This window comes from Kribbella aluminosa, assembly GCF_017876295.1.
GTDB classification, from domain to species: domain Bacteria; phylum Actinomycetota; class Actinomycetes; order Propionibacteriales; family Kribbellaceae; genus Kribbella; species Kribbella aluminosa.
In genome coordinates this window covers 143,771-167,978 of sequence record NZ_JAGINT010000002.1, presented here as the reverse complement: position 1 = coordinate 167,978, position 24,208 = coordinate 143,771, and the positions used below count along the sequence as shown (strand labels likewise).

At 68.4% G+C, this 24,208-nt stretch carries 24 protein-coding genes; 11 read left to right on the top strand and 13 right to left on the bottom strand.

The window, feature by feature from the left end:
- Positions 1-7: 7 nt before the first annotated feature.
- The 3 genes from JOF29_RS22075 to JOF29_RS22065 form a co-directional block, all read right to left on the bottom strand.
- Entirely contained in the window at positions 8-1,141 is a 1,134-nt protein-coding gene (locus JOF29_RS22075; RefSeq protein WP_209696393.1) for a maleylacetate reductase, read from the bottom strand.
- A 375-nt stretch (positions 1,142-1,516) separates the two neighbouring features.
- Positions 1,517-1,942 carry a VOC family protein gene (locus JOF29_RS22070; protein ID WP_209696392.1) on the bottom strand — a complete coding sequence of 142 codons (426 nt, stop codon included), beginning with the start codon at positions 1,940-1,942 and terminating at the stop codon, positions 1,517-1,519.
- Between the two features lie 80 nt (positions 1,943-2,022).
- Positions 2,023-3,042: an SIS domain-containing protein gene (locus tag JOF29_RS22065; RefSeq protein ID WP_209696391.1), complete on the bottom strand. Its 1,020-nt coding sequence runs from the start codon at positions 3,040-3,042 to the stop codon at positions 2,023-2,025.
- Positions 3,043-3,181: 139 nt separating this feature from the next.
- Between JOF29_RS22065 and JOF29_RS22060 the strand changes: the two genes are divergently transcribed.
- Together JOF29_RS22060 and fbaA are read left to right on the top strand one after the other, a co-directional pair.
- Complete coding sequence (locus JOF29_RS22060) at positions 3,182-3,901, top strand: GntR family transcriptional regulator (protein ID WP_131335995.1); 720 nt, start codon at positions 3,182-3,184, stop codon at positions 3,899-3,901.
- Between the two features lie 216 nt (positions 3,902-4,117).
- The gene (gene fbaA, locus JOF29_RS22055) at positions 4,118-5,143 is read left to right on the top strand and encodes a class II fructose-bisphosphate aldolase (protein ID WP_209696390.1); all 1,026 of its coding nucleotides are present in this window, start codon (positions 4,118-4,120) and stop codon (positions 5,141-5,143) included.
- A 115-nt stretch (positions 5,144-5,258) separates the two neighbouring features.
- On the opposite strand, the gene JOF29_RS22050 is transcribed toward fbaA, so the two are convergent.
- The 5 genes from JOF29_RS22050 to JOF29_RS22030 form a co-directional block, all read right to left on the bottom strand.
- Positions 5,259-5,744, bottom strand: a complete 486-nt coding sequence (locus JOF29_RS22050) for a DUF4411 family protein (RefSeq protein WP_209696389.1) — start codon at positions 5,742-5,744, stop codon at positions 5,259-5,261.
- Complete coding sequence (locus tag JOF29_RS45480; protein ID WP_209696388.1) at positions 5,744-6,922, bottom strand: ImmA/IrrE family metallo-endopeptidase; 1,179 nt, start codon at positions 6,920-6,922, stop codon at positions 5,744-5,746. The genes JOF29_RS22050 and JOF29_RS45480 overlap by 1 nt, the downstream gene beginning before the upstream one ends.
- An 84-nt stretch (positions 6,923-7,006) precedes the next feature.
- Positions 7,007-7,945, bottom strand: coding sequence for a type IV toxin-antitoxin system AbiEi family antitoxin domain-containing protein (locus tag JOF29_RS22040; protein ID WP_209696387.1), 939 nt, complete (start codon positions 7,943-7,945; stop codon positions 7,007-7,009).
- 66 nt (positions 7,946-8,011) lie between these two features.
- Positions 8,012-8,776 (bottom strand): N-acetyltransferase, encoded by a 765-nt coding sequence (locus JOF29_RS22035; RefSeq protein ID WP_209696386.1) that lies wholly within the window; start codon positions 8,774-8,776, stop codon positions 8,012-8,014.
- Positions 8,777-8,788: 12 nt separating this feature from the next.
- Entirely contained in the window at positions 8,789-9,238 is a 450-nt protein-coding gene (locus tag JOF29_RS22030) for an HNH endonuclease (protein ID WP_209696385.1), read from the bottom strand.
- A gap of 143 nt (positions 9,239-9,381) precedes the next feature.
- On the opposite strand from JOF29_RS22030, the gene JOF29_RS22025 reads away from it, so the two are divergent.
- The 3 genes from JOF29_RS22025 to JOF29_RS22015 all read left to right on the top strand — a co-directional run bounded on the left by JOF29_RS22025 (position 9,382) and on the right by JOF29_RS22015 (position 11,937).
- The gene (locus JOF29_RS22025; protein ID WP_209696384.1) at positions 9,382-9,789 is read left to right on the top strand and encodes a DUF3151 domain-containing protein; all 408 of its coding nucleotides are present in this window, start codon (positions 9,382-9,384) and stop codon (positions 9,787-9,789) included.
- 43 nt (positions 9,790-9,832) lie between these two features.
- Positions 9,833-10,588: a 2-phosphosulfolactate phosphatase gene (locus tag JOF29_RS22020; RefSeq protein WP_209696383.1), complete on the top strand. Its 756-nt coding sequence runs from the start codon at positions 9,833-9,835 to the stop codon at positions 10,586-10,588.
- A gap of 149 nt (positions 10,589-10,737) precedes the next feature.
- Positions 10,738-11,937 carry an MFS transporter gene (locus JOF29_RS22015; protein ID WP_209696382.1) on the top strand — a complete coding sequence of 400 codons (1,200 nt, stop codon included), beginning with the start codon at positions 10,738-10,740 and terminating at the stop codon, positions 11,935-11,937.
- Here JOF29_RS22015 and JOF29_RS22010 read toward each other — a convergent pair.
- A complete protein-coding gene (locus JOF29_RS22010) occupies positions 11,924-12,742 on the bottom strand; it encodes a helix-turn-helix transcriptional regulator (RefSeq protein WP_209696381.1) in 819 nt (272 codons plus the stop codon). The two genes, JOF29_RS22015 and JOF29_RS22010, sit on opposite strands and share 14 nt — an antisense overlap.
- 57 nt (positions 12,743-12,799) lie before the next feature.
- Here JOF29_RS22010 and JOF29_RS22005 point away from each other — a divergent pair, with 57 nt between their 5' ends.
- Both JOF29_RS22005 and JOF29_RS22000 read left to right on the top strand, forming a co-directional pair.
- On the top strand, positions 12,800-13,285 hold the full coding sequence (locus JOF29_RS22005) for a VOC family protein (protein ID WP_209696380.1): 486 nt from the start codon (positions 12,800-12,802) through the stop codon (positions 13,283-13,285).
- A gap of 365 nt (positions 13,286-13,650) precedes the next feature.
- Positions 13,651-14,931, top strand: a complete 1,281-nt coding sequence (locus JOF29_RS22000) for an adenylosuccinate synthase (RefSeq protein ID WP_209696379.1) — start codon at positions 13,651-13,653, stop codon at positions 14,929-14,931.
- Between the two features lie 55 nt (positions 14,932-14,986).
- On the opposite strand, the gene JOF29_RS21995 is transcribed toward JOF29_RS22000, so the two are convergent.
- From JOF29_RS21995 to JOF29_RS21985, 3 genes are all read right to left on the bottom strand, one after another.
- Positions 14,987-16,897, bottom strand: coding sequence for a serine/threonine protein kinase (locus tag JOF29_RS21995; protein ID WP_209696378.1), 1,911 nt, complete (start codon positions 16,895-16,897; stop codon positions 14,987-14,989).
- A gap of 93 nt (positions 16,898-16,990) precedes the next feature.
- Entirely contained in the window at positions 16,991-18,214 is a 1,224-nt protein-coding gene (locus JOF29_RS21990; protein WP_209696377.1) for a hypothetical protein, read from the bottom strand.
- 271 nt (positions 18,215-18,485) lie between these two features.
- Positions 18,486-19,187, bottom strand: a complete 702-nt coding sequence (locus tag JOF29_RS21985) for an SDR family oxidoreductase (protein WP_209696376.1) — start codon at positions 19,185-19,187, stop codon at positions 18,486-18,488.
- Between the two features lie 87 nt (positions 19,188-19,274).
- Between JOF29_RS21985 and JOF29_RS21980 the strand changes: the two genes are divergently transcribed.
- Together JOF29_RS21980 and JOF29_RS21975 are read left to right on the top strand one after the other, a co-directional pair.
- Positions 19,275-19,859 carry a TetR/AcrR family transcriptional regulator gene (locus tag JOF29_RS21980; protein WP_209696375.1) on the top strand — a complete coding sequence of 195 codons (585 nt, stop codon included), beginning with the start codon at positions 19,275-19,277 and terminating at the stop codon, positions 19,857-19,859.
- Between the two features lie 158 nt (positions 19,860-20,017).
- Positions 20,018-21,190 carry an alginate lyase family protein gene (locus JOF29_RS21975; RefSeq protein WP_209696374.1) on the top strand — a complete coding sequence of 391 codons (1,173 nt, stop codon included), beginning with the start codon at positions 20,018-20,020 and terminating at the stop codon, positions 21,188-21,190.
- Here JOF29_RS21975 and JOF29_RS21970 read toward each other — a convergent pair.
- Entirely contained in the window at positions 21,187-21,993 is an 807-nt protein-coding gene (locus JOF29_RS21970; RefSeq protein ID WP_209696373.1) for a siderophore-interacting protein, read from the bottom strand. The genes JOF29_RS21975 and JOF29_RS21970 overlap by 4 nt on opposite strands.
- A gap of 112 nt (positions 21,994-22,105) precedes the next feature.
- Between JOF29_RS21970 and JOF29_RS21965 the strand changes: the two genes are divergently transcribed.
- The gene (locus tag JOF29_RS21965) at positions 22,106-23,173 is read left to right on the top strand and encodes a FecCD family ABC transporter permease (protein WP_209696372.1); all 1,068 of its coding nucleotides are present in this window, start codon (positions 22,106-22,108) and stop codon (positions 23,171-23,173) included.
- Positions 23,170-24,207, top strand: coding sequence for a FecCD family ABC transporter permease (locus JOF29_RS21960; protein ID WP_209696371.1), 1,038 nt, complete (start codon positions 23,170-23,172; stop codon positions 24,205-24,207). Before JOF29_RS21965 ends, JOF29_RS21960 begins: the two co-directional genes overlap by 4 nt.
- The last annotated feature ends 1 nt before the right edge of the window (position 24,208 follow it).

Below are 24,208 nucleotides of genomic sequence, written 5' to 3'. Positions count from 1 at the left end.
ACCCTCCTCAAGGCCGCACACCGTCCCAAGCCCGAACCAGAATCTCCCGCACCACCTCGTCACCCACACCCACCGATTCCCCAAACCCCACAACCGCCTCATCCACCTGCCCCCGCGCCAACCCCAACTCCCGCAAACTCACAGCCACCCCCGCCCCCCGAAACAACTCGAACAACTCCCGCCCCAACCCACCATCGCCAGCATCCGTGGTATTCCTCGGGTCTTCACGCAGCGCGGCTGCGAGACGGGCGGCGCTTTGCGGGACCGTGGGCGCTTTGATGCGGGCCACCTGTGGAAGTACTGCGGCGTGGGTCTCCGCGTGTGGCAGGTTGTAGGTGCCGCCAAGCAAATGGCACAGCTTGTGATGCAGACCGGTGCCGGCCGTCGCCAGCGCCGAGCCTCCCAGGCAGGCGCCGTACAGAAGCTTGCCCCGAGCATCTAAATCCTCAGGCTCCACCAGTACCGCCCGCAGACCGGCAGCCAACGCCCGTACCCCCTCGACCGCGATCGCCTCGGTGATCGGATCAGCCTGCGGCGTCCACACCGCCTCCACACAATGCGCCATCGCATTCGCCACACTCGCCGCAGTCACCTTCACCGGCAGTCCCCGACTCAACGCCGCGTCATAAACCACCACCCGCGGCAACACCCGCGAATCCACCCCCGTCGCCTTACTCCCACCAGCCGTCTCGCCCCACACCGGCGTCATCTCCGACCCTGCATAGGTAGTGGGCACTGCAACAATCACCACTCCACCACCCGCGCTTGTGAGGGCGACGGCTTTTGCGAGGCCGATTGCTGAGCCGCCGCCGATGGCGACGATTGCGTCGGCGTTGAGGTCGCGTGCTGTGGCGCGGGCGGCGTTCGCGAGTTCGGTGGGGACGTGTTGGGTGACACCGTCGATCCGGCCGGCGAACCGGTCGCCCAACTGCTGTTCGACCGCGTCGGCTGCGGCTCGTGCGGACCTGGTGTCTACGACGAGGACCCGACGTACCCCGAGGGCCGCCACCTCGTCGCCCACCTGCGCCAGCGTGCCCGCCCCGAACACCACCCGCCCCGGCCAGAACGTGTGGACGAACGAGCCCGGTGAGAACTCGACTGGACGAGGCATCAGCTGCTCCGCTGCGATTTCGCTCAGCAAATAGTTCTTCTTTCAACGAAATTCAGGCTAGCCGATGGCAACCAACGCGTCTACGGGCACATCGCGGCCCGGCGCCGTACTACTTCGTGACCGTGCCGCCCGAAACCGGCGCCGCCTTGCGAGCCGCTGCCGCGAAGTTCGGCTCCTCGTGGGGCGCGGTCCCAGTCCGTGCGTGCGCCCGGTCCGTGCGTGCGCCCGGTGGGTTCGCGCGAAGCTGTCCGGTCCGAGCAGCTCACCGTCGTCCCGGCCGATCAGGCGACGTGGAGCGATCTGCAGGCGATCTTCGGCGAGGCCGGAGACACCGCCCGCTGCTGGAGCCAGCGCTTCCGGATGCTCCCCAAGGAGTCGTGGGCCTCGGAAGGTCCCGTCGCGCCGTTATGCGGATCGACTTCTGAGGTCCTCGAGGACCTGGATGTAGTGGGGGTTGGTCATGATGCCGAGCAGGTTGCCGAACGGGTCGACGACGGAGGCGGTCCGGAAGCCGGTGTTGTTGCCTCGTTCAACGATGTCCTCGTTGACGGTCGCACCCAGCTCGATCAGCCGGGCGAGCGTGCCCGCGAGGTCGTCGACGTGCCAGTACATGATCGCGCCGGCCGCCGCCCCGACCTGATGTGTCGCGTACTTGGCGTCGATGATCCCCAGCTCGGCCTGCAGATCGCCGATCCGGAACTCCACGTACGCCGGGTCCTCCGCACTGGGCACGGCGTAGTACGCCTCGACGCCCAGCAGCTTCTCGTACCAGTCCCGCGCCGCCTTCACGTCGGCGGCGTAGAAGCTGACGGTCGCAAGTCCTCGCAACATCGTGGTGGTCCTCTCTCAGGTCTTCCTGGTTGATGACCACCACGATTCCAGCCAAAGTGCTCACCCAGTGAGCACTTTGTTCAGTCGGTCTGGGTGACCTTGCGGAGTCCGCGAGGCGCGTCCGGGTCGAGGCCGAGCTTGCGGGCCAGGAGCTCGATGGCGCGCTGGGCCGGGATGACCAGTGCGAGCGGCGCGAGCGTCTCGGGAAGGTCCGGGCCCACCAGGTTCACGTCGCAGCGGGCCGCGAACGTCGGGTCGCCGCCGATGCCGAGGATCTTGCTGCCCTTCTCGCGCACCAGGCCGGCCAGCTCGGTCATGCCGGGCAGTGCGGGGCCTTCGCCGGCCGCGACCAGGATCGTCACCAGGTCGGAGTCGACGACCGCGATCGGGCCGTGCTTGAGGTCGGCGTACGAGAGTCCGCGGACCGGCTGCAGGCAGGTCTCCTCGAGCTTCAGTGCCACCTCGAGCGTCGTACCGAAGGTCAGCCCCCGCCCGCTCGCGAGCACGTCGTGCGCACCCGCCAGCAGATCCGCGGCCGCCTCGACCGAACCCGACAGCATCTTGGTCGCCGCGTCCGGAACCCGGGCGATGTCCGCGTCCAGTGTCCCCGGGCGCGGCGCCAGCGCGTCGACGGCCACGGTGATGGCGGCCAGCTGGGTCGTGTACGTCTTGGTGGCCGGTACTGCGAGTTCCTTGCCCGCCTGGGTGATCAGCGCGACGTCGGCCGTCGACGCCAGCGGGCTGTTGCCGTCGTTCGTGATGCCGACGATCGCGGCGCCGTTGCGCTTCGCCCACTCGGCCGTGTCGACGATCTCCTGGGTGGCGCCCGACTGGCTGACTGCGACGACCAGCGAGTTCGAGAGGTCGAGGTTCGCGCCGTACAGCGTGGCCACCGACGGCGCCGCCAGTGACGCCTGCCGGCCGGCGTGGATCTCGGTCAGGTAGCGGCCGTAGACGCTCGCGTTGTCCGAGGAGCCGCGGGCCACGAAGATCACGTTCCGGCGCCCGGCGGCCAGCCGGGTGATGTCGTGCCGCAGCGGCAGAACATGCTCGAACGTCGCGGCGAGCGCCGCCGGCTGCTCGGCGATCTCGGCCGCCATCCGGGTTTCCTGAGCGGGGACAGACACCACTACGATCACTGGTCCTATCTGGTCTTAACAGGTATGCTGCGCACCATAGCAGTGCGCGGCGCCCCGGGGCACCCCCGAGGTCCGTCCAGGTCTGGAGGATCGAGATTCCATGGTGGCGACCAAGCGGGCCCAGGTCCGATCGGTGCTGGAACGGCTGATCGACGTCGAGCTGCATCCCGGGGACCCGATCCCCTCCGAGCGCGCCCTGGTGGACAAGCTGAACGTCTCCCGGGTGACCGTCCGGCAGGCGATCAGCGACCTGGTCGAGTCCGGCGCTCTGGAACGGGTGCACGGCAAGGGGACCTTCGTCACCGGCCCTCAGGTCGACTCCCAGCTGCACCTCACCTCGTTCTCCCGGGAGATGCGGGCCCGCGGGCTCGAGCCCGGCACCGTGGTGCTGTCGGCGAGCGAGATCGAGGCCTCCGACGAGACCTCCAAAGGGCTGCGGGTCGCGAAGGGCACGAAGGTGATCCGGGTCGAGCGGCTCCGGACCGCCGACGCGTCGCCGATGGCCTACGAGGTCGGCTACTACCCGTCCGCGCTCTTCCCCGGCCTGCTCGGCCGCGAGCTCGGCACTCTGTACGACGTTTTCGCGAGTGAGTACGACGTCGTCGTCACCTCCGGTGAGCAGACCGTCCGGGCGGACAACGCCGACGGTCACGTCGCCCGGGTGCTCGGCGTGGCCCGGCGGGCACCCCTGCTGGTCCTCGAGCGCACCACGTTCGCCGGCCGCAAGGTCGTCGAGCTGTCCTGGTCGGCGTACCGTGCCGATCGCTACCGGCTGCACATGGCCCTGACCCCGCGCGGTCCGCGAACCGGGTCCGCCTGACCGGCTCCGGAGCGCCCTCCGCTCCCGGAGGACATCCGGACGCCACGAACTGGATCGATCCTGTTCATCAACTGGTCTGCATCCCTGTCGATCGCTCCCCGGCCGCCGGGCCGGCTCGGCAGGTGGGCCGCTGGTCACGACGAGGTGCCCGGCGGCAATACTGGAACAGAATCCACAAGACCCACAAGAACTGTGTTGTGAGGAGTCCCGCGAGACATGCCTATTGCAACCCCTGAGGTCTACGCCCAGATGCTGGACAAGGCCAAGCAGAACCGCTTCGCCTACCCGGCCATCAATGTCAGCTCCTCGCAGACGCTGAACGCCGCGATCCGCGGTTTCGCCGAGGCGGGCTCGGACGGCATCATCCAGGTCTCCACCGGTGGTGCGGACTACCTGTCCGGGCCGACCGTGAGGAACATGGTGTCCGGCTCCGTCGCGCTGGCCGCCTACGCGCACGAGGTCGCCAAGAACTACCCGGTGAACATCGCGCTGCACACCGACCACTGCCCGAAGGACAAGCTGGACGGCTTCGTCCGCCCGCTGCTGGAGATCTCCGCCGAGCGCGTCGCCCGCGGTGAGAACCCGCTGTTCCAGTCGCACATGTGGGACGGCTCGGCGGTGCCGCTGACCGAGAACCTGGAGATCGCCAAGGAACTGCTGGCCAAGGCCGCCGCGGCGAACATCGTCCTGGAGATCGAGGTCGGCGTCGTCGGCGGCGAGGAGGACGGCGTCGCCAACGAGATCAACGAGAAGCTCTACACGACGGTCGAGGACGGCCTGGCGACGGTCGAGGCGCTCGGCACCGGCGAGAACGGCCGCTACCTGACCGCGCTGACCTTCGGCAACGTGCACGGCGTCTACAAGCCGGGTGCGGTCAAGTTGCGCCCGGAGATCCTGGCCGAGATCCAGGAGCAGGTCGGCGCCAAGGTCGGCAAGGAGCGCCCGTTCGACCTGGTGTTCCACGGTGGCTCCGGCTCGACGCTCGAGGAGATCCGGGCCGCGGTCGACAACGGCGTCATCAAGATGAACGTCGACACCGACACGCAGTACGCGTTCACTCGGCCGGCGGCGGCGCACATGTTCCTCAACTACGACGGCGTGCTGAAGGTCGACGGCGAGGTCGGCAACAAGAAGGCCTACGACCCGCGCGCGTGGGGCAAGGCGGCCGAAGAGGGCATGGCGAAGCGCGTCGGCGAGGCGTGCGAGAACCTGCGCTCCACCGGCACGTCGCTGAACGCCTGACGTTCCCAGACGTCGGCTGAACGCTGTCAGACTGACAATAAGCCCGGGTGACTGACCATGATGTGGTCAGTCACCGGGCGGCCAGACCAGGCTCCTGGGGTGCCTGGCCCGGGATTCAGACAACCAGACGAACGCTCTGTTCTCTCAGCAACTTCCAAGGCAGGCAGTAGGATGCGCCGACCGCGTCGCAAGCGTTCGGAATCAGGATGCGCTTCTTGGACTCCGGAGCCGGCATCTCATGTGTAACAACAGTGAAACCAAGCGCCCTGGCTTGTCCGACCAGGAAGTAGTCGGCGCTGGCCAGGAAAGTCGCCACCGCGGCCTGCGTGTACTGCGGCGTCTGCTTTGACCATGCCGAGAGTTTGTGGAGTTCGACCAGCGCTGCGGCATCGACCGATATGAAGAACGACCGAGGCAGGGTCCTGACCCAGTCCGCGAGTTCGTCAGCGCCGTCCAGCAGTTCGTCTCGTACGGCCTCCACCGAGCACACGACTCCAGAGGCATGCGCTGTGCGCAACCAGGTCCAGAACCCAGGGACGAAATCCATCCCGTAATGTGCGTTCTTGGCGCTTATGAAGACGTTGGCGTCGAGAACGTACATCACGCCACTCCGAGCTCTTCGCCGAAGGTCTGGAAGGTCGCCGGCTTGCGCACTCCCAGCAGATGGAACGCTTGGCGATGTAGCGTCTGTCCCTCCAGCGTGTCCGAGATCAGCGCCTTCGCGAACCGACGGCTGACCCGCAGCGGTTGCGTGTTGTAATAATTGCCTCCACCGCTGCCGCTGTTCCCGGCCAGCTCAAGCACCCGAGCCAATTCGTCGACATAGGCGCTTTGATAGTCGTCCCAGCTGAAGGTGCCGGCATCGAAAAGTCTTCGTAAGACGACGAGAGTGCTGACCTTGAACTGTCTGGCCAGGCGATCGAGATCGTCGGTCAACGTCGGTCCCGACAGTTCAGCCGGGATCAGCTCGGCCGGAACCAGGAACTCCGCAGCAACCTCGTTACACCAACGCTCTAGCGTTCGCCGATCCTCAGCCCCGACGTCGTCCAACGAACCGAGCTCGGGCTTGTCAACGCCAGAGAGCCCCGCCCAGATATGGGCCAGCTCGTGGGCCATAGTGAAGATCTGAGCGGCCTTGGTGTCGGCGCCGTTGATGAAGATCAGGGGAGCGTGGGCGTCGATCAACGTGAATCCACGAAACTCCTTCGGGTCAAGCACTCGGTGGGTGTTGCTTCCGACGATGCCGCTGACCATGACCAGGACGCCGGCATCCTCGACGAGATCGATCAGGTTTCGTAGCGCGTCCGACCACGTTCTGTACTGTTGCCGGGCCTGATATGTGAAGCCAAGGATCTCCCGCATGCTCCCGGCGACCAGAGCAGGCGGATCGGCCGGGCTTGCGCTCCCGACGAACGGAACTGGATCCAGATCGTGGCGGGCCGCGAATCCTGCGTACCACTCCTGTCGCTGTTCACAGATGTAGATCGTGTCCAGGAGATTCGGGCTCGGCTCGACAACTCCGGTATCTCTCGCGGTCCGAAAGTCTGGAATCGGAAGGTCCTCAGCCGGAGGTAGCTCCATGAGCAAGTACCCGATAGGCGTGTAGGTAGCCCGCGCGAACTTCTCAAGCTGCTTGACCGTCGGCCTGCCCTCGCCGGTCATCCACGCGGTCAATTGGGGGATTGCCCGCGCGACTTCTTCTCCGCCCCGGCGGGAGCGCTCAACGGCCCACTGCAGCATCTCAGGCGAGACATCCAGGCGAAGGACCACTGACTGCACCCCCTCTCCGTGTTGTCCACACTGACAGTACCTGACGAGCTTTCCCTCCGGTGATTGCAAGACGGCAGGTGTCAGGCCCGGCCGTCATGTTCGGGCTCGAGCGTGGTCGAAATGCCGGATGCCGGTGCGGCGGGCTGCTCGGGTGAACGTGGTTCGGATGCGGTCGGCCACGGTCGCGGGGTCGTCGAGGTCGGTCCAGGAGATCCAGCAGCGCTCGACGGGTTGTGGCCCGTCGGTGCTCGGTGGACTGGTTGGTGAGTTGTCGGAATCCTCGCTGTAGAAGGGAAACCGCGGCTCGAACTCGACCACGGTGCGCTCGTCGGGGAACCACAGGCCTTCGGCGGCCGGGTCGTCGGGGTCCGGCTGCTCGGTGTCGGGTGGTGGCGCCGGGCTGGGGGCGGGGAGTCCGGCGTCGGTGAGGATGTGACGCAGGCGCGACTCCGCGATCGAGGAGGCGCCGGTGAGCTGGTCCAGGACCTTGAGTGCACGCTTGTTGCCGTGGTCAAGGAACGTGATCGCCTGGTGCAGCGTGCGGCGATCGACCATGCCGGTGTAGAGCGCGGCGTCGGCGAGCACGACCGCGGGGAGGGCGGGTGCGGTCGCTGCTACTTCGACGATCGCGCGGGCCGGCGAGACTATCCGCAGTGTGTTCCACAGTTGGAGGCCGGAGCCCACCGGGTCGCGGATGTGCCGGTGGACGCCGCGTAGTCGCCCGGACCGGCCGTCGGGCGCTGTGATGTGCACTCGGGTCAGGTCGAGACCCCAGACAGGCAAGGCATGGAGGGCCGCGGCTGACTGGTGACTGGCGAAGACCTCGGGTCCAGCGGCGCGTAGTACACGATAGGCGCGACGCAGGTGTAGGACCTCGTCGGTGACGAGCATGAGGGATCGGCGAGCGGCATACGTCCCGCGCCGGATCCGCCGCCACTGGCCGGATCTCAGCAGGGCGTCGATCTCACCGTCGGCATATCCGCAAGCACGCGCGTCGGCCCGGGTGAAGACACCACCCCGAATCGACGCCATCACAGCAAGTTGAGGATTCATGCCCAAGAACTTGCCGCGATTCGCCCCCTCCCCGACCGACGACTTTCAACCTGTGGAGAACTCGTGCCGGACCCAGACGTTCGGCTCGACGTACACGGCGCGATCGGCGGGCACGTCGCACTCCACCGGCACCAGTCCGCCTTCGACCTCGACCGGTCCGGTGGTGTCGAACGGCAGGCCGGTCCAGCTACGCCATTCGGTCAACGACCCGGCGACCACCCACGATGTGGGCGCGACACCGGCGATCCGGCCTCCGGCGCGGACGTGGGTGCGGAGCCAGGGATCGGTGGGTAAGCCGTCGGGGCGGGTGCGGGCGGCGTACTCGTGCATGGCGAGGGTGGGGTCGAGGTGCTTCTGGGTCGGGCGGACCGGGGCGTCCAACGCGAAGAGGCCAAGGTTGGTCGCGGCTTCGCGAAGGGCGGTGAGTAGGAGTGCGGCGACACCTTCGCCCTGGAAGTCGTGGGCGACGCTGATGTTCAGCGCGCAGGCGACCTCTGGACGCACGTTGTTGCGGGCATCGGTGAACGCCCATACGACGGCCTGTTCCCAACCGCCGGCGGGAAACGGGTCGCGGCCGGCGGAGGAGAGCTGGACCGCGTGGGCGTCGCCGACCGGACGGCCGTCGGACGTGGCGATCAGGCAGGTTGACGGGAAGGTGGCGACCGTCTGTGGAAAGTACGCCTCGGAGACTCGGTTGTGTCGCATGAACGGCGGCCAGGTGCCGACGTCGATGGTGGCCTGGGCGAGGTCCGGGCGGTCAGTGACGGTGGTGATCTCGAGAGTGCGGCCCGATGGGAGTGGGATGGGCATAAAAAAGGCTCGTCATTTGTCTATGACGAGCTCGGCGCGGGTTGGTACCCAGGGTTGCCAGAGGAGGGGCATGCCGGCCTCGGACGGGGTCCGGTTGCCTTTGCGCTCGTTGCACGAGGCGTGGGCGGCGACGGCGTTCAGCCACTCGGTGCGGCCGCCGCGGGACCTGGGTTGGACATGGTCCATGGTGTCGGCGTTCTCCAGGCCGCAGTACGCGCAGTGGAACTTGTCCCGCCTCAGGACGCCGTGCTTGCTGTACTTCATCCGGCCGGCCGCGTAGCGCCAGTGCGTCACGACGTACCGGACCAGCCGGAGGACGCGAGGGACCGGAAAAGGGCCGATAGTTCGCTCTCCGTGCGCCTCTTCGACCACTGCGACCTCGCGAACCAGCATCCGGATGGCGTGCTGGATCGAGACGGTGTGCAGCGGTTCGTACGACGCGTTCAGGACTATGACGCTCATCCGGTGCCTCCTTCCGGCCGTAGCTGGGAACCACGGCGGTTGACGCAGGGTCTCAAGCATCCGTGGCCGGTGGGTGAACGGTCAACGGATTTCGTCAGGCGGTCACGTGCCGGTACGGCTGCGTGATCGGCGAAGATGTGCTTATGGAATTGAACAATCTGCTCTCCGGCCCACCCGAGACACTACTACCGGTCGACCCGGCCGCGGCGGAACTCGCCGACGGGGCTGCTCCGGCGGACGTCGCCGCCAAGTACCCGACCTCCTCGCTGGCCTGGGCGGTGCTCGCCGAGGGCGCTCTCGCGGGCGGCCGGACCATCGAGGGGTACGCGTACGCGCGGACCGGCTACCACCGGGCGCTGGACCTGCTCCGGCGGAACGGTTGGAAGGGCCACGGCCCCGTCCCGTGGGAGCACGAGCCGAACCGCGGCTTCCTGCGTGCGCTGGCGGCGCTCGGCAAGGCGGCCGCACTGATCGACGAGAAGGAGGAGGCCGAGCGCTGCGCCACGTTCCTGCGCGACTCGTCGCCGACGGCCGCCGACGAGCTGAGCTGAAACCTGCTTGTGGAGCTGGTTTCCCGGCGCGATGATCGGCCGGGTGACCAGCCCTTACGTGCAGGACGGTTTCGCTGTCGGGTTCGACTGGGGGCCGGTCGGGGCCGCAGTCGTTGCCGGGGACATCGTCGCGGTCGTCGACGTGTTGTCGTTCACGACGGCGGTGACGGTCGCGGTTGATCGCGGCATCGACGTGTACCCGTACCGGTGGCGCGACGAGACCGCTGTCGCGTACGCCGAGCAGTACGGCGCGACGCTGGCGGTCGGGCGTTCCGCGACCGGCGCGAACGGCGTGAGCCTGTCGCCGGCTTCGATCCGGCGAGTGACCGGAATCACCAAGCTGGTGCTTCCGTCGCCGAACGGATCGACGATCGCGAAGCAGTTGAGTGACGGCGGGGCGACGGTGATCGCGGTGTCGCTGCGTAACCGGCAAGCGGCAGCGGACTGGGTGACCAAGCAGGTGCAGAGCGCGCGCGACGGCCGGCGGCCGAAGGTGGTCGCTATCGCGGCAGGTGAGCGCTGGCCGGACGGCTCACTGCGGCCTGCCGTCGAGGATCTGTGGGGCGCCGGCGGGTTCCTCAGCGCGCTGCACAGCGACGACCTCTCCCCGGAGGCGCGTGCGGCCGTGGCGGCGTACGACGCGGTCGCGGACGAACTGCCCACCCTCCTGCACGAGTGCGCCGGCGGACGGGAGCTCACGCAGTACGGCTTCGAAGAGGATGTCGTGATCGCGGCCGAGGTGGACGACAGCGATGTCGTGCCGGTGCTCGTGGACGGTAGACTGTTCCGGTCAACCTGAACCACGTTTCTGCCCGTTGACAGTGCCGGCAGGTGGCGAGCGTCCCCGCTTCTTGCCGAACATGGACGGTTCTAGGCGGACGGACAGACCGGCGAAGCTGGACGCCCACGGTCGGGTCCCCGCCCCATCGGGCAGCGGAAGGTCACACCGTGCCGGCTCTCACCGGACGGATCGGCGCGCCCACTTACGCAGCAGTACTGCGTACTCCCGGCGCCTGGAAGTTCTATTTCGCGGCGGCCCCGGCCCGGATCGGGATCGCGATGACGGGCCTCGGCATCGTCTGGCTGGTCCACGGATCGACCGGCTCGTACGCCGCGGCCGGCAGCGTCACCGGCGGCTTCGCCGTCGCCGAGGCGGTCGCCGGACCGCAGGTCGCCCGGCTGATCGACCGTTTCGGTCAGACCCGGATGTTGCCGATCACACTGCTCGCGCACGCGACGATGATGACGCTGCTCATCAGCCTCACGATGACTGGAGCGCCCTTGTGGTCGCTGGTCCTGACAGGTGTTCTGGCCGGCGGATCGTTGCCGCAGTTGAGCGCGCAGACGGGTGCCCGATGGGCGTACGCGCTCCGCGAGACGCCGCTGCTGTCGTCGGCGTTCGCACTCGAAGCCCTGAGCGTCGGTGTGGCGTTCATGGTCGGGCCCGGGCTTGTGGGCATCGTGAGTTCGTCGACAAGCCCGGCGGCCGGGTCGATGCTCGCCACGGGTCTCCTGCTGGCCGGTGGCTTCCTGCTGGCGATGCAGCGAGGTACCGCGCCGCCGCCGGGCGCCCCGGGTCAGCACGAGGGCGCGAAGCGCTTGCTCCACAAGCGGTTCGTCGGGCTGGTCGGTACGAACGTCGGGATCGGCCTGTTCTTCGGCAGTATGCAGGTGTCCGTCACGGCCTTCGCGGTCTCCCGGGGTGCACCTGGTCTGGCCGGGCCGCTCTACAGCATCACCAGCCTGGTCAGCCTGTTCGCCGGATTCGCCTACGGTGCAAAGCGTTGGCGCACTGCCCCGGAGACGCAGTTCGTGGTCGCGTTCGTCTGGCTGGCAGTCAGCTGTCTGCCCTTGCTGGCAGTGCACACGCCGCTGGCCGCCGCGCTCGCGTTGTGCCTGCCCGGCTTGGCCATCGCGCCGTTCCAGACGCTGTCGGCGGTAATGACCGAGTCGGCGGTCGAGCCCGCGATCCTGACGCAGGCCTTCACCTGGATCAACTCGGGTGGTGCGGCAGGCCTCGCGCTCGGGTCTGCGTTCGCTGGGTGGGCCGTCGACGGGCACAGTGCGCAGTACGGGTTCGTGGTCGCGCTGGCGGCGGCAACGGGTGCGTTGGTGATGGCGGTGATCGTGAAGGTCAGCGGTAGGTGACCTGGCGTTCGGCGGCGGCGCGGGCGGCGTACTCGGCCGGGGTGAGGCCGATCTGCTGTTTGAACTCCTTGGAGAAGTGGGCCTGGTCGAAGTAGCCGAGCGACGCGGACAGCTCCGCGAGCTCGGCGACCTCGCCCTTGGCCAGGAGCTCCGCGCCGTCGTGCAGGCGGTACCGGCGGAGCACCCACTTCGGGCCGACGCCGACGTACCGCCGGAACAGCCGCTGCAGGGTCCGGATCGGTACGTCGAAGCGCTCGGTGATCTCGTCGACGCGGGCCACCAAGCGGTCCGCGGCCATCGTCGACACGATCTCCCGGACCAGCTCGTACGACGGATCCGGCGGGGCCAGGTGGTCACGCAGGAACGCCTCGAACACCGCGCGCCGCCGGACGTCGGACTCGGCCTCGAAGATCAGGTCCGCGAGCCGGTCGCCGTCCGGGAAGACCGCGGTCAGCGGCAGCACCTCGTCCCGGAACGAGCCCACGTCCAGCCCGGTGATCGCCCCGAACCCACCCGCCCAGAACTTCACCCCGAACGCCCGCCCGCGCCCGGACAGCTCGCGCTCGAACTTCCGCGTGCAGACCCCGTTCACGAACGCGCCGCCCGGCTGCTCGAACGTCACGTTCACCGCGGGGAACGGCAGCACCTCGGCGGTGTACGGCGCGTCCAGGTCCCACTCGACGATCCAGTACCACTCCACGAACCGCCCGGCGTCCGGCCCCGGCGTGAGCCTGCTGAGCGAACGGTGCCGGGCCTGCTCGCGGGGGTGCAGGATGCCCTTCTCGCTGTCGCTTGGGTGGGTCAAGGCTCCCTGTCGCTTTCTTACAAGACCGGCAAGGCACCCAGCGCGTTGACTGGGCACATGACGAACACGGTAAACCCCATCCCCGACGGTTATCACTCGCTGGCGCCGTACCTTGCGGTCGCGGACGGTGCGAAGGCGATCGAGTTCTACCAGGCGGTGTTCGGCGCCGAGGTGGTCAGCCGGCAGGACATGCCGGACGGGCGGGTCGGGCAGGCCGAGCTGCGGTTCGGCAACTCGATGCTGCAGCTCAGCGACGAGATGCCGCAGATCGGGCTCCAGGCGCCGAACGGCGAGTGGGTGCACTCGTCGCTGGTGCACTACGTGCCGGACGTGGACGCGACGTACGCGAAGGCGATCGAGGCGGGTGCGACGTCGGTGGCCGAGGTGCAGACGTTCATGACCGGGGACCGGTTCGGGACGGTGATCGACCCGTTCGGGCACCGCTGGGCGATCCTGACGAAGGTGGAGGACGTCACACCCGAGGAAGCCGACCGGCGGGTCAAGGAGTGGCTGGCCAGTAACCCTGAAGAGCTCAAGGAATAAGCCTGTGTCCCTCGGGTACGAGCCCGTTTCCCTCGGGTACGAGCCTGTTTTTCCTCGGGAACGAGCCTGTTTTCCTCGGGAACGAGGAAGCGGCCCGCCGGAACCGTCCCCTGCGGCAGTTTCGGCGGGCCGCTGACTAAGAGTGTGCACGTGATCACGCTAAATGGCAACCCGTCAGTTGAGTGAACAGTGACTTCGGAGGTTGTGGACGGGCCCGAAACTCAGCAGCCGCGGTCCGGTAGGCTTTGGCCGCAAGAGCCTGGATGCGTTGCCGGATGAATCTCCGGTGAACGTCTCCGGGCTTCACCGTTTCCAGCACCGGCCGCCACGGGGTGTGAGGTTGGTGCGTGAAGAGGAGGGCTGAGATGCCCGCAATCGTGCTCGTCGGCGCCCAGTGGGGCGATGAGGGCAAAGGCAAGGCGACCGATCTGCTCGGCAACACGGGCGAGGTCATCGACTACGTGGTGAAGTTCAACGGCGGCAACAACGCCGGCCACACGGTCGTGATCGGGTCCGAGAAGTACGCGCTGCACCTGCTCCCGAGCGGCATCCTCACACCGGGTGTCACCCCGGTGATCGGCAACGGGGTCGTGGTCGACCTCAGCGTGCTGTTCGAGGAGCTCGACGCGCTGCGGGCGCGCGGGGTGGACACGTCGCGGCTGCTGGTCAGCGCGAGCGCACACGTGATCCCGCCGTACAACCGGACCCTCGACAAGGTCACCGAGCGGTTCCTCGGCAGCCGCAAGATCGGGACGACGGGGCGCGGTATCGGCCCGACGTACGCCGACAAGATGAACCGGATCGGGATCCGGATCCAGGACCTGTACGACGAGAAGATCCTCGAGCAGAAGGTCACCGGTGCGCTGGAGCAGAAGAACCAGCTGCTGGTGAAGGTGTACAACCGGCGCGCGGTCGAGATCCGTGAGGTCCTCGACGAGCTGCTCGGGTACGCGGACCGCCTGAAGCCGATGGTCGCGGACACCGGCCTGCTGCTGAACCAGGCGCTCGACGACGGCAAGACCGTGCTGATGGAGGCCGGTCAGGCGACGCTGCTGGACGTCGACCACGGCACGTACCCGTTCGTCACCTCGTCGAACGCGATCTCAGCCGGCGCCTGCACCGGCACGGGGATCCCGCCGACCCGGATCGACCGCGTGATGGCGGTCGTGAAGGCGTACACCACGCGGGTCGGTGAGGGGCCGTTCCCGACCGAGCTGCTGGATGCGGACGGCGAATGGCTACGCACCCAGGGCGCCGAGTTCGGTGTCACCACCGGCCGCCCGCGGCGCTGCGGCTGGTACGACTCGGTGATCGCCCGGTACGCCGCCCGCGTGAACGGCGTCTCCGACTTCGTGCTGACCAAGCTCGACACGCTCACCGGCCGCGAGCGGATCCCGGTCTGCGTCGCGTACGACGTGAACGGTGTCCGGCACGACGAGATGCCGATGACCCAGACCGACTTCCACCACGCGGTCCCGGTCTACGAGGAGTTCGACGGCTGGTCGGACGACATCACCGGCTGCCGTTCCTTCGAGGACCTGCCGAAGGAGGCGCAGACCTACGTGCGCGCGGTCGAGTCGCTCAGCGGGGCCCGGATCTCCGCGATCGGCGTCGGCCCGGAGCGCAGCCAGATCGTCCAGCTGTAAGGCGGGACCGCCGGACTCCCCGTCGGAGGGTCCTGTCTGGTGCTCCAGACAGGACCTACTTGCCGATGATGGGGAGGTTGCGGATGAACGGGGCGTTGCGGAGGTCGCCGAGGGTCGGGCGATGGATGTTCGGGGTCTTGATCGGCTGCCGCGCCCACGCGGCGCCACCGCCCTGCGTGGCCTGGTAGAACGTGAAGCCGCCGATCGCCAGCAGGACGACGGCCATCAGCCCGGAGAACCAGTGCGCCCGGAACGTGTTGCGCGCCGTGATGTGTGCGCCGCGGCGCAGCGAGCTGCCACCGGGGCCCCACCAGCAGCAGAACAGCGCGGTCAGGGCCGCCGTACCGAAGCCGACTGCCGACAGCGGCTTCCAGTCGAGGCCGTACGACGATGCGGCGATGCCGGTGACAATGCCGCCGACGACGACCGCCGTGAGCAGCGGCAGGATCAGGCAGGGCAGCGTGACCAGTACCGCGGTGGCGAACTGCAGCGGGCTGGCCGCGGCCGCGACGACACCGTCGGACTTGCCGGACCGGCCGCGGACCTGACGGCGCCGCATCAACGCAGTACTCGACCGGTCGACGGTCCGCGCCAGCACCAGCAGGATGATCGCGACGGCCGCACCGAAGCCAGGCGTGTACGCGATCAGCCCGGTCAGCGCGAACATGCAGCCGATGATGACCGCCGTACGGCGACCGGTCGGCGGTGACTTGACCGGTTGCGCGGGCTGCGCAGGCGACGGCTGCGCCGGCTGCACGGGCATCGGCTGTGACGGCTGCGGGTACGGGACCGGCGAGGCGCTCTGGTACGGCGCCGGCGCGTAAGGCCCAGGACCGTACGGCGCGGGACTGTACGGCTCAGGACTGTACGGCTCTGGACTGTAAGGTTCCGGGGCGTACGGCGCCGCCGCATAAGGTGCCGGCTCGGCGACCGGGGGCTTGCGGAGCTTGTCCCGGATCGGGGCGAACGCCGACAGCGGCGGGATCACCGGCGGCACGAGTTGGGCCACCTGCGTCGGCGTCGGCTCCTCGGCCGGCGGGGCCTCGGTGGGCATGAGCTTCGTGACCAGCCTGGTCGGCGGTACCGCGGCCACTGTCGGATTCGCATCACTCTGCGCACGGGGCGGGAGCGCGTCTCGGCCCTCGGCGTACCGGCCGAGGCCCGTCATGATCTCGTCCTGCGTCGGCCGGTCGGCCTTGTCGGGGGAGAGCGCGGCAGCGAGCAATGACTTCAACCGCGGGTCCAGACCGTCAAGGTCGGCCTGCCCGGAGTGAACGCGAGCCAGGACCGCCTCGAACGGGCCCTTGCCGAACGGGCGGCGCCCGGTCGCAGCGAACGCCACGGTGGCCGCCCAGCCCCACCAGTCGGCGGACTGCGACACCATCTCGCCCTCGATGAGCTCCGGCGCCAGGTAGCCCGGCGTACCGATGACGAGACCCGTCTGGGTGAGCCGCAGGTCGTCGGCGGCCTGGGCGATGCCGAAATCGATCATCACCGGCTTGCCGTTGCACATCATCACGTTGCCGGGCTTGAGGTCGCGGTGGATCACGCCTGCTGCATGGATCGCCTGCAGCGACTCGGCCAGGCAACCGGCGAGTGGGAGCCACTTGTGTGGAGTCAGCGGTCCGCGGTCGTCCACCTGCTCGTCAAGAGGACGCCCAGGGACGAAGCGGGTCACCAGGTAGGGCTGCTCGCCCTCCAGGTCGTGGTCGAGGATGCCTGCCACGCCAGGGTGGTTGACCTTCTGCAGGGTGGTCGCTTCACGCTGCAACCGGGCCCGTGCGATCGGGTCGTGCGCCACGTGCGGTCGCAGTACCTTCAGCGCCACCTCCTGGCGCTCCGGCCCCTCGGCCAGGTACACGACGCCCATGCCGCCCTGTCCGAGCCGCCGGATCAGCCGGTACGGCCCGACCCGCTCCTCCACCTCCTCTTCACGAGTGGAAGGCGGTCCCCCTGAGACTGACATGGCATCTACGGTACGTCCCCTGCAGACCAGACCGTCCCGGTGAGCTCACAGGTAGTCGTCCGGATTCGGTCCGTATCCGAAGCAGCCACAGGGCTACTGACGTACCAGCGAAGTGAACCAGCCCAGGATCTGCGGGTAGGCGAGCTCGGCGCTTCCGTTGTGGTCGACGGGGCCGACGTCGGTGATCGTGCTGGGGACGCCGAGCTTGGCCTGGCAGCTGACCGAGTTCGCGGGCGGTACGTCGTGGTCGGCGGAGCCGGTGAAGAACCGGATCGGGACGCGAGGTGTCCAGGCGGTGCAGATGCTGTCGGCCGCTCGGAGCCGTTCGCCGAGGGCGCCGGCCGGGTGCGACAGGCTCTGCAGGAACTCCGGGCGGACGAGCTTGCCGGGGCTCGTCGGGAGCGCTGCGGCGATCTCCTGGACCGTGTGGTCGCCGTCGAAGAGCGAGTCGACGACCTTGTCGTACGGCGGCAGGAACACCTCGGACGGGTCGTCGTACAGGTGGATCAGCCGGCTCCAGGCCGTGAGGAAGTAGCCGAGGTACAACGTGGCGATGAACGGGCTGACCCGGCCGTCGGCGAGCGCGGGCAGTTCGACGCCGAGCAGGTCGAGCGGCCCGGCGACCGGTGCCATCGCGCGCAACCCGAACCCTGGGACCTGACCGGCTTGCAGCGCCCGCCCGAGGCTGAGGGTGATCCGGCCGCCCTCCGAGAACCCGGTGACGAGTACGTCGGGCCGCACCGACCGGCCGAGGACCGCGCTGAGTGTCCGGGTCGCGATCAGCTGGTCGGCCGAGGCGCTGACCTCGGACCCGGTGTCGCCGTACGGATGCCGGCCGGGACCGACTCCGAGGCCGAGCAGATCGGGCGCCGCGACCGCGAACCCGGCGCCGGCGAACATCAGGCTGCGAACCCTGTCCGGGGCGGTCCGGAGTACGGATGCGGTGGTGGTGCGGGTCGCGTTCGTACCGTGCAGGAACGTGACGAGATCCAGCCGCCGGCTGCCGTTGCGCGGCAGCGCGACCAGCCCGCTGGCCGTGGTCGGCCGCCCTTGCGGCGTGATCGTGCGGTAGACAACCCGATACGCGTCGACGCCGTACCTGGCTGGGCCGGGCTTCATCCCGGTGGTCTGCAGGTACTGCGTGAGCTCGGCGGCGGACAGGTGCTCGATCGGACTCACCGACACGACCGAGCCACGCCAGCTGTGCACTTGACTCTGTGCCGCGACGGGCGGCTCGACAGCGGTGGCAGGTGTGGTCGTACCGGCGACCAGGACAGAGGCGCAGGCCCCCAGAGCGGCGATCTTGGCGAGTTTCATTCCTCCAGCCAAGCGCCGTCCGTCCGTCACGACGATGGGTCTGCACCTACCTCCAAGGTGGTGCCCACGCCCGTGGCCAGACCTCGACGAACAGCGGCTTCCAGTCGGCGCGGACGTCGCGGACGGGATCGGGGGCGCCTTGGAGTACACCCGCGATCGGGATGTGTGGACTTCGGACACTGACCAAGGGGCCTGACGGCACCTCGCGGTCGAGCCGCCAAGCGTGCGGCGCGTCGGTGAAGGCAGCTTGGTGAGTGTCTGAGGTCCGGCCTCAGCCCACCAGTTCGGGGTAGGCCGCGGTCAGGTCCAGGGCGGTGGCTGCCTTGGCGGTGCGGGCGGTGTCGTCGGCGAGGACCTCGTAGGCGCCGCTCTCGATGCCGTCCAGGGCTGCCTTCGCGATGTCCTCGGGGCGGGACTTCGGCGCGGTCACCGCGGTCGTCATGTCGGTGTCGACGTACCCCATGTGCAGGCCGGTGACGCCGATGCCGCGGTTCAGCAGCTCCAGGCGGATGGCGTTGGTCTGCAGCCAGAACGCGGCCTTGCTGGCGGAGTACGCGCCGTGCCGGGCGACCCAGGACAGTGCCGAGTGCGCGTTCAGGAGGTGGCCGCCGCCGTTCCGCTCGATGATCGGGACGAATGCCCGGGTGAGCTGCAGCGGGCCGAAGAAGTTCGCGTCGAAGACCGCGCGGACCTCGTCGATCGAGCTGTCCAGGTAGCTCTCCGGCGAGCCGGCGCCGGCGTTGTTGATCAGCACCGTGACGTCCGGGGCGGCCGCGGCGAGCGCGTCGATCGACGCCTGGTCGGTGACCTCGAGCGGCAGCGGGACGACCCGCGGGTCGCCGCTCGGCTTCGGGTCGCGCGCGGTCGCGTACACCTTCGCGGCGCCGCGGGTCAGCAGGTCGTCGACGATCGCGCGGCCGATCCCGCGCTGTCCGCCGGTGACCAGGACGACGGCGCCTTCAAGTGTTGTCATCGAAACTCCTCAGTGGAAACCGATCTGTTTCCAGTACTGTAAACCGATCGGTTTCAGGATTCAAATCGAGCCGGTACCCTCGAATGCATGAGCACTTCCGCGACTCCCCGTGAACGGCTGCTGGACGCCGCGGGCGAACTCTTCTACCGCGACGGCGTCAACATCGGAGTGGACGCGCTCTGCAAGGCGGCCGGGGTGTCGAAGAAGTCGATGTACCAGCTGTTCCGTTCGAAGGACGAGCTGATCGCGGAGAGCCTGGCGAGCCGCGGTCCGGGGTACCAGACGCTGCTGCGCCCGGGCTCGGAGGACGACCGGTCGCCGCGGGAGCGGATCCTCAGCGTGTTCGAGCGGCAGGACGCGATGGTGGCCGACGGCAACTACCTCGGCTGCCCGTACGTGAGCACGGCGGTGGAGCTGAAGAATCCGGAGCACCCTGGGTCCGTGGTGGCGCGGTACTTCAAACAGCAGCTCACCGACTTCTTCCACCGGGAGTTGGCGAAGGCCGGCGCGGAGGATCCGGCCACGCTGGCGATCCAGCTCACGATGATCTTCGACGGGGCGAGCGCCCGGGCCGTGGTTCGTGCGCAGCCGCTCGGCGGGATCGGTGCCGCGACGGCGTCGGCGTTGCTGGACGCGGCCGGCGTTCGCGCGCCTGAGCTGGCATTGCATTAGTGGGACTCGAACGCCTTTTGTTCCAGGGGAATGGGACAGCTGAGCGTTGAGTTCCGGTGAAGTTCCGGTACCGGCGAGGGCTTGACCCTGGTCGTCGTACGTCGTGAAACTGCCGTGGAAACCGCTGTCCTACCGCCCCGAAAGACAGGACACCGCCCATGCGAAAGATGCCCCTCGTCCTGGCCGCCGCGCTGCTCGCCGGGACCCTCACCGCCCCAGCAGTCGCGCAGGCTGCGGATGCACCGGCGACCTTCACCCATCCCGGTGTCGGAGTCAGCCAGGCCCAGCTCGACTTCGTCCGCGCGAAGGTGCAGGCCGGCGCGCAACCGTGGACCAACGCCTTCAACCAGGCGAAGAGCAGCTCGTACGCATCACTCTCCCGTACGCCGAAACCGCGCGCGGTCGTGGAGTGCGGTCCATACTCCAACCCGAACTACGGCTGCACCGACGAACGTGAGGACGCGATCGCGGCGTACACCGACGCCCTGCTCTGGTACCTCACCCAGGACGACCGCTACGCGCAGAAGTCCATCGAGCTGATGGACGCGTGGTCGGCGACCATCACGGACCACACCAACAGCAACGCCCCGCTGCAGACCGCCTGGGCCGGGTCGTCGTGGCCGAAGGCCGCGGAGATCATCAAGTACGAGTACGGCAACTGGCCGAACGCCGGGCGGTTCGCCACCATGCTCCGCACCGTCTACGTACCGAAGATCATCAACGGCTCGAACTCCAACGGGAACTGGGAGCTGAGCATGACCGAGGCCCTGCAGGGTATCGGTGTGTTCCTGGAGGACAAGGCGATCTACGACAAGGCGATCGCGCTCTACCGGCTGCGGGTGCCGGCGTACGTGTACCTGGAGTCGGACGGTGCGCTGCCGAAGACCGTGCCGAGTCAGAACCTGAACACCCGCGACAAGATCGTCAGCTACTGGCAGGGACAGGGGACGTTCGTCAGCGGCCTGACGCAGGAGACCTGCCGCGACTTCACCCACACCGGCTACGGCATCTCCTCGATCTCACACGTACTTGAGACGGCCCGCATCCAAGGCGTTGACATGTACCCGGAGTTCGGTGAGCGGTTGCGGCAGGCGCTCGGCTTCCAGTCCAAGTGGGAGCGGAACCTGGAGCCCGTGCCGTCCTGGCTGTGCAACGGCACGCTGAACCGGGGCCTCGGTCCGATCACCGAGGTGGGTTACAACGCATTGCACACACGCCTGGGCATTGCGATGGCGAACACGCAGGCCCTGACCGAGTCACGTCGTCCGGCTGGTTCCAACAACCTGTTCGTTGCCTGGGAGACGCTGACCCACGCGGAGAACCCGTCCTAGCAGTGCGCCTCGCCGCGCTTCCAGTAGCCCTGGAAGGAGATGGCCGACTTCGGCATCCCGACAGCGTTCACGAGGTGACGGCGTACCTCTTTGATCATGGACGACTCACCGGCGACCCATGCGTAGTCCGGGTCGAACGGCAGAGCTGCTGACTTCACTGCGTCCAGAAGGGAACCCTCGGTCACCCACGTGACGTCAGCAGCACCTGCCAACGGCCGTACGTCGGCAGCGACGGGTACGGCGACGAACACCGTGGCATGAACCCCAGCAGGGAGCTCCTCGAGGATGCCGGCCAGTGCGGGGAGCGCGGTCTCGTCCGCTACGAGCACCCGGCGGACACTGGTCGCCGGTGGCACGTAGTCGACGCCGGAGTGCAGCAGACCCTTCGCACTGGTCGTGTCGACCGCGAACGGCAGCAGGAGCCCCACCTGGTCGCCCAGCTTGGCTTCGCTCACCCAGGCCGAGGCCGGTCCGTTCACGCCATGCAGGACGAACTCGACGTCCAGCTCGGCCACCTCGGGCCGCAGTGCGCGCACGGTGTACGTCCGCATGATGAAACGCTCGTCGACGGGCTGCGCGCACCAGTCGGCGTACCACTCGGGCCCGGCCGGCAGCCGGATCGCGCCGCCGTTGGGAGGGGCGAGCAGGACCTTGATGCGCTGGTCCGGGCCGGCCGTGACCGCCTCCGCGATCCGCGGTGCGACGAATGTCACGCGGCGCAGGTGCGGGCTCAGGTCGTCGACCGCCGCCACGGTGGCCAGGAGCGAGTCGAAGGCGATCGGTCGCTCGAGCACAGTCGTCATGCTGAGGTTTCTCCATAAACTTCGCAGGGGGAGGGACGTGCGGACCCGAGGGCGGCCGGGTTATGGTGAGGCGTCTAGAGGTTAGCCTTACCTAAGAGGATCCCGAAGTCCAATGCCCCCGCCCACTGCCACGGCCGAATCCGGCCCGGAGACCGCTGCCCCGTCGCGCCCGCGGCGGACCCGGCGGACCACTCTGGTCGCCGGCCTGCTCGGCTGCGCGGTCCTGCTGGTGCTGGTCTGTCTGCTCAGCATCGCGATCGGCTCCAAGCAGATTCCGCTGTCCACGGTGATCGATGCCCTGCGCCACTACAACGAGTCGAACACCGATCAGGTGATCGTCCGGTCGCTGCGCGTACCGCGGACCCTGATCGGTCTGCTGGTCGGCGCCGCGCTCGGGTTGTCCGGTGCGCTGATGCAGGGCGTGACCAGGAACCCGCTGGCCGATCCGGGCATCCTCGGGGTGAACGGTGGTGCCGCGCTGTTCGTTGTCGGCGGCATCTACTGGTTCGGGATGACGTCGCTGACGTCGTACGTCTGGCTCGCCTTCGTCGGCGCGGCCGCGGCGTCGGTCGCCGTCTACCTGCTCGGCTCGATGGGCCGGGAGGGTGCGACGCCGGTCAAGCTTGCGCTCGCCGGTGCGGCGCTGACCGCGATGCTCGGGTCGCTGACGACGGCGTTGCTGATCGGGGACGTCGACACGTTCGACCAGTTCCGGTTCTGGTCGGTGGGGTCGTTCGCCGGCCGCGGTCCGGACATCGCGAAGCAGGTGGCGCCGTTCATCCTGATCGGGATCGTGCTGGCGTTGTTCTGTGGGCGGGTGCTGAACGCGTTGTCGCTGGGGGACGACGTGGCGAAGTCGCTCGGTCAGCGGGTCGGACTGGCCCGCGCGTTCGTCGCGGTCGTCGTCGTACTGCTCGCCGGTGCGGCGACCGCGGCGGCCGGGCCGATCGGGTTCGTCGGGCTGACCATCCCGCACGTCGCGCGGCTGGTGACCGGCCCCGACTACCGGTGGATCCTGCCGTACTCCGCTCTGCTGGCGCCGATCCTGTTGCTCGGGTCGGACGTGATCGGCCGCGTCGTCGCGCTGCCGGGCGAGCTGCAGGTCGGCATCGTGACAGCGGTCCTCGGTGCACCGTTCTTCATCGTCCTGGTACGCCGCCGAAAGCTGGCCGACCTGTGAGGGCTGAGGCGGTACAGGTCGTTGCCCGGGCGCGGGTTGTTCGGCAGACTCGTTCACTGGTTGTCATCGGCGTACTCGCCGTCGTGATGTTCGCGGTCTTCTGCGTCTCGCTGTCGCTCGGGGATTTCAAGATCCCGGTGGTCGACGTGGTGAAGACGCTGTTCGGCGGCGGCGACCACGCGACCGAGTTCATCGTGAACAAGCTTCGGTTGCCCAGGGCACTGACCGGCCTGCTGGTCGGTGCGGCGCTCGGGCTGTCCGGGGCGATCTTCCAGAACATCGCCCGGAACCCACTGGCCAGCCCCGACATCATCGGCGTCACGTACGGCGCCAGCGCGTTCGCCGTGTTCGCGATCGTCACGCTCGGGCTGACCGGGGTCGCGGTGTCCGCGCTCGCGATCCTCGGCGCGGTACTGACCGCGTTCCTGATGTACGTGCTCGCCTGGCGGCACGGGGTGTCGAGCTACCGGCTGATCCTGATCGGGATCGGCCTCGGCGCGATCGCGACCAGCATCACGTCGTACCTGCTGACCAAGGCCCGGGTGGAGATCGCGCAGCAGGCGCTGGTCTGGCTGACCGGGAGCCTGAACGGGCGGGACTGGGAGAACGTGCGGTCGCTGGCGATCACGTTCGTCGTCCTGGTGCCGTGCATGGTGTTCCTGGCCCAGCAGTTACGGATCCTGCAGCTCGGCGACGAGACGGCGTACGGGCTGGGGTTGCGGGTCGAGGCGTCGCGGCTCGGGCTGATCGTGATCGCCGTACTGCTCGCCGCGGTGGCGACGGCGGCGGCCGGGCCGATCGGGTTCGTGGCCTTCGTGGCGCCGCCGATCGCGCGCCGGCTGACCCGGTCGCCCGGGCCGGCGATGATCACGTCCGGTCTGCTCGGGGCGCTGGTGGTGTCGGTGTCGGACCTGGTCGCGCAGCACGCGTTCGGAGACACCCAGCTGCCGGTCGGTGTGGTCACCGGCGTGGTGGGTGCGCCGTACCTGATGTTCCTGCTGGCCCGGGCCAACCGGGTCGGGAGTGGTGGCTGAG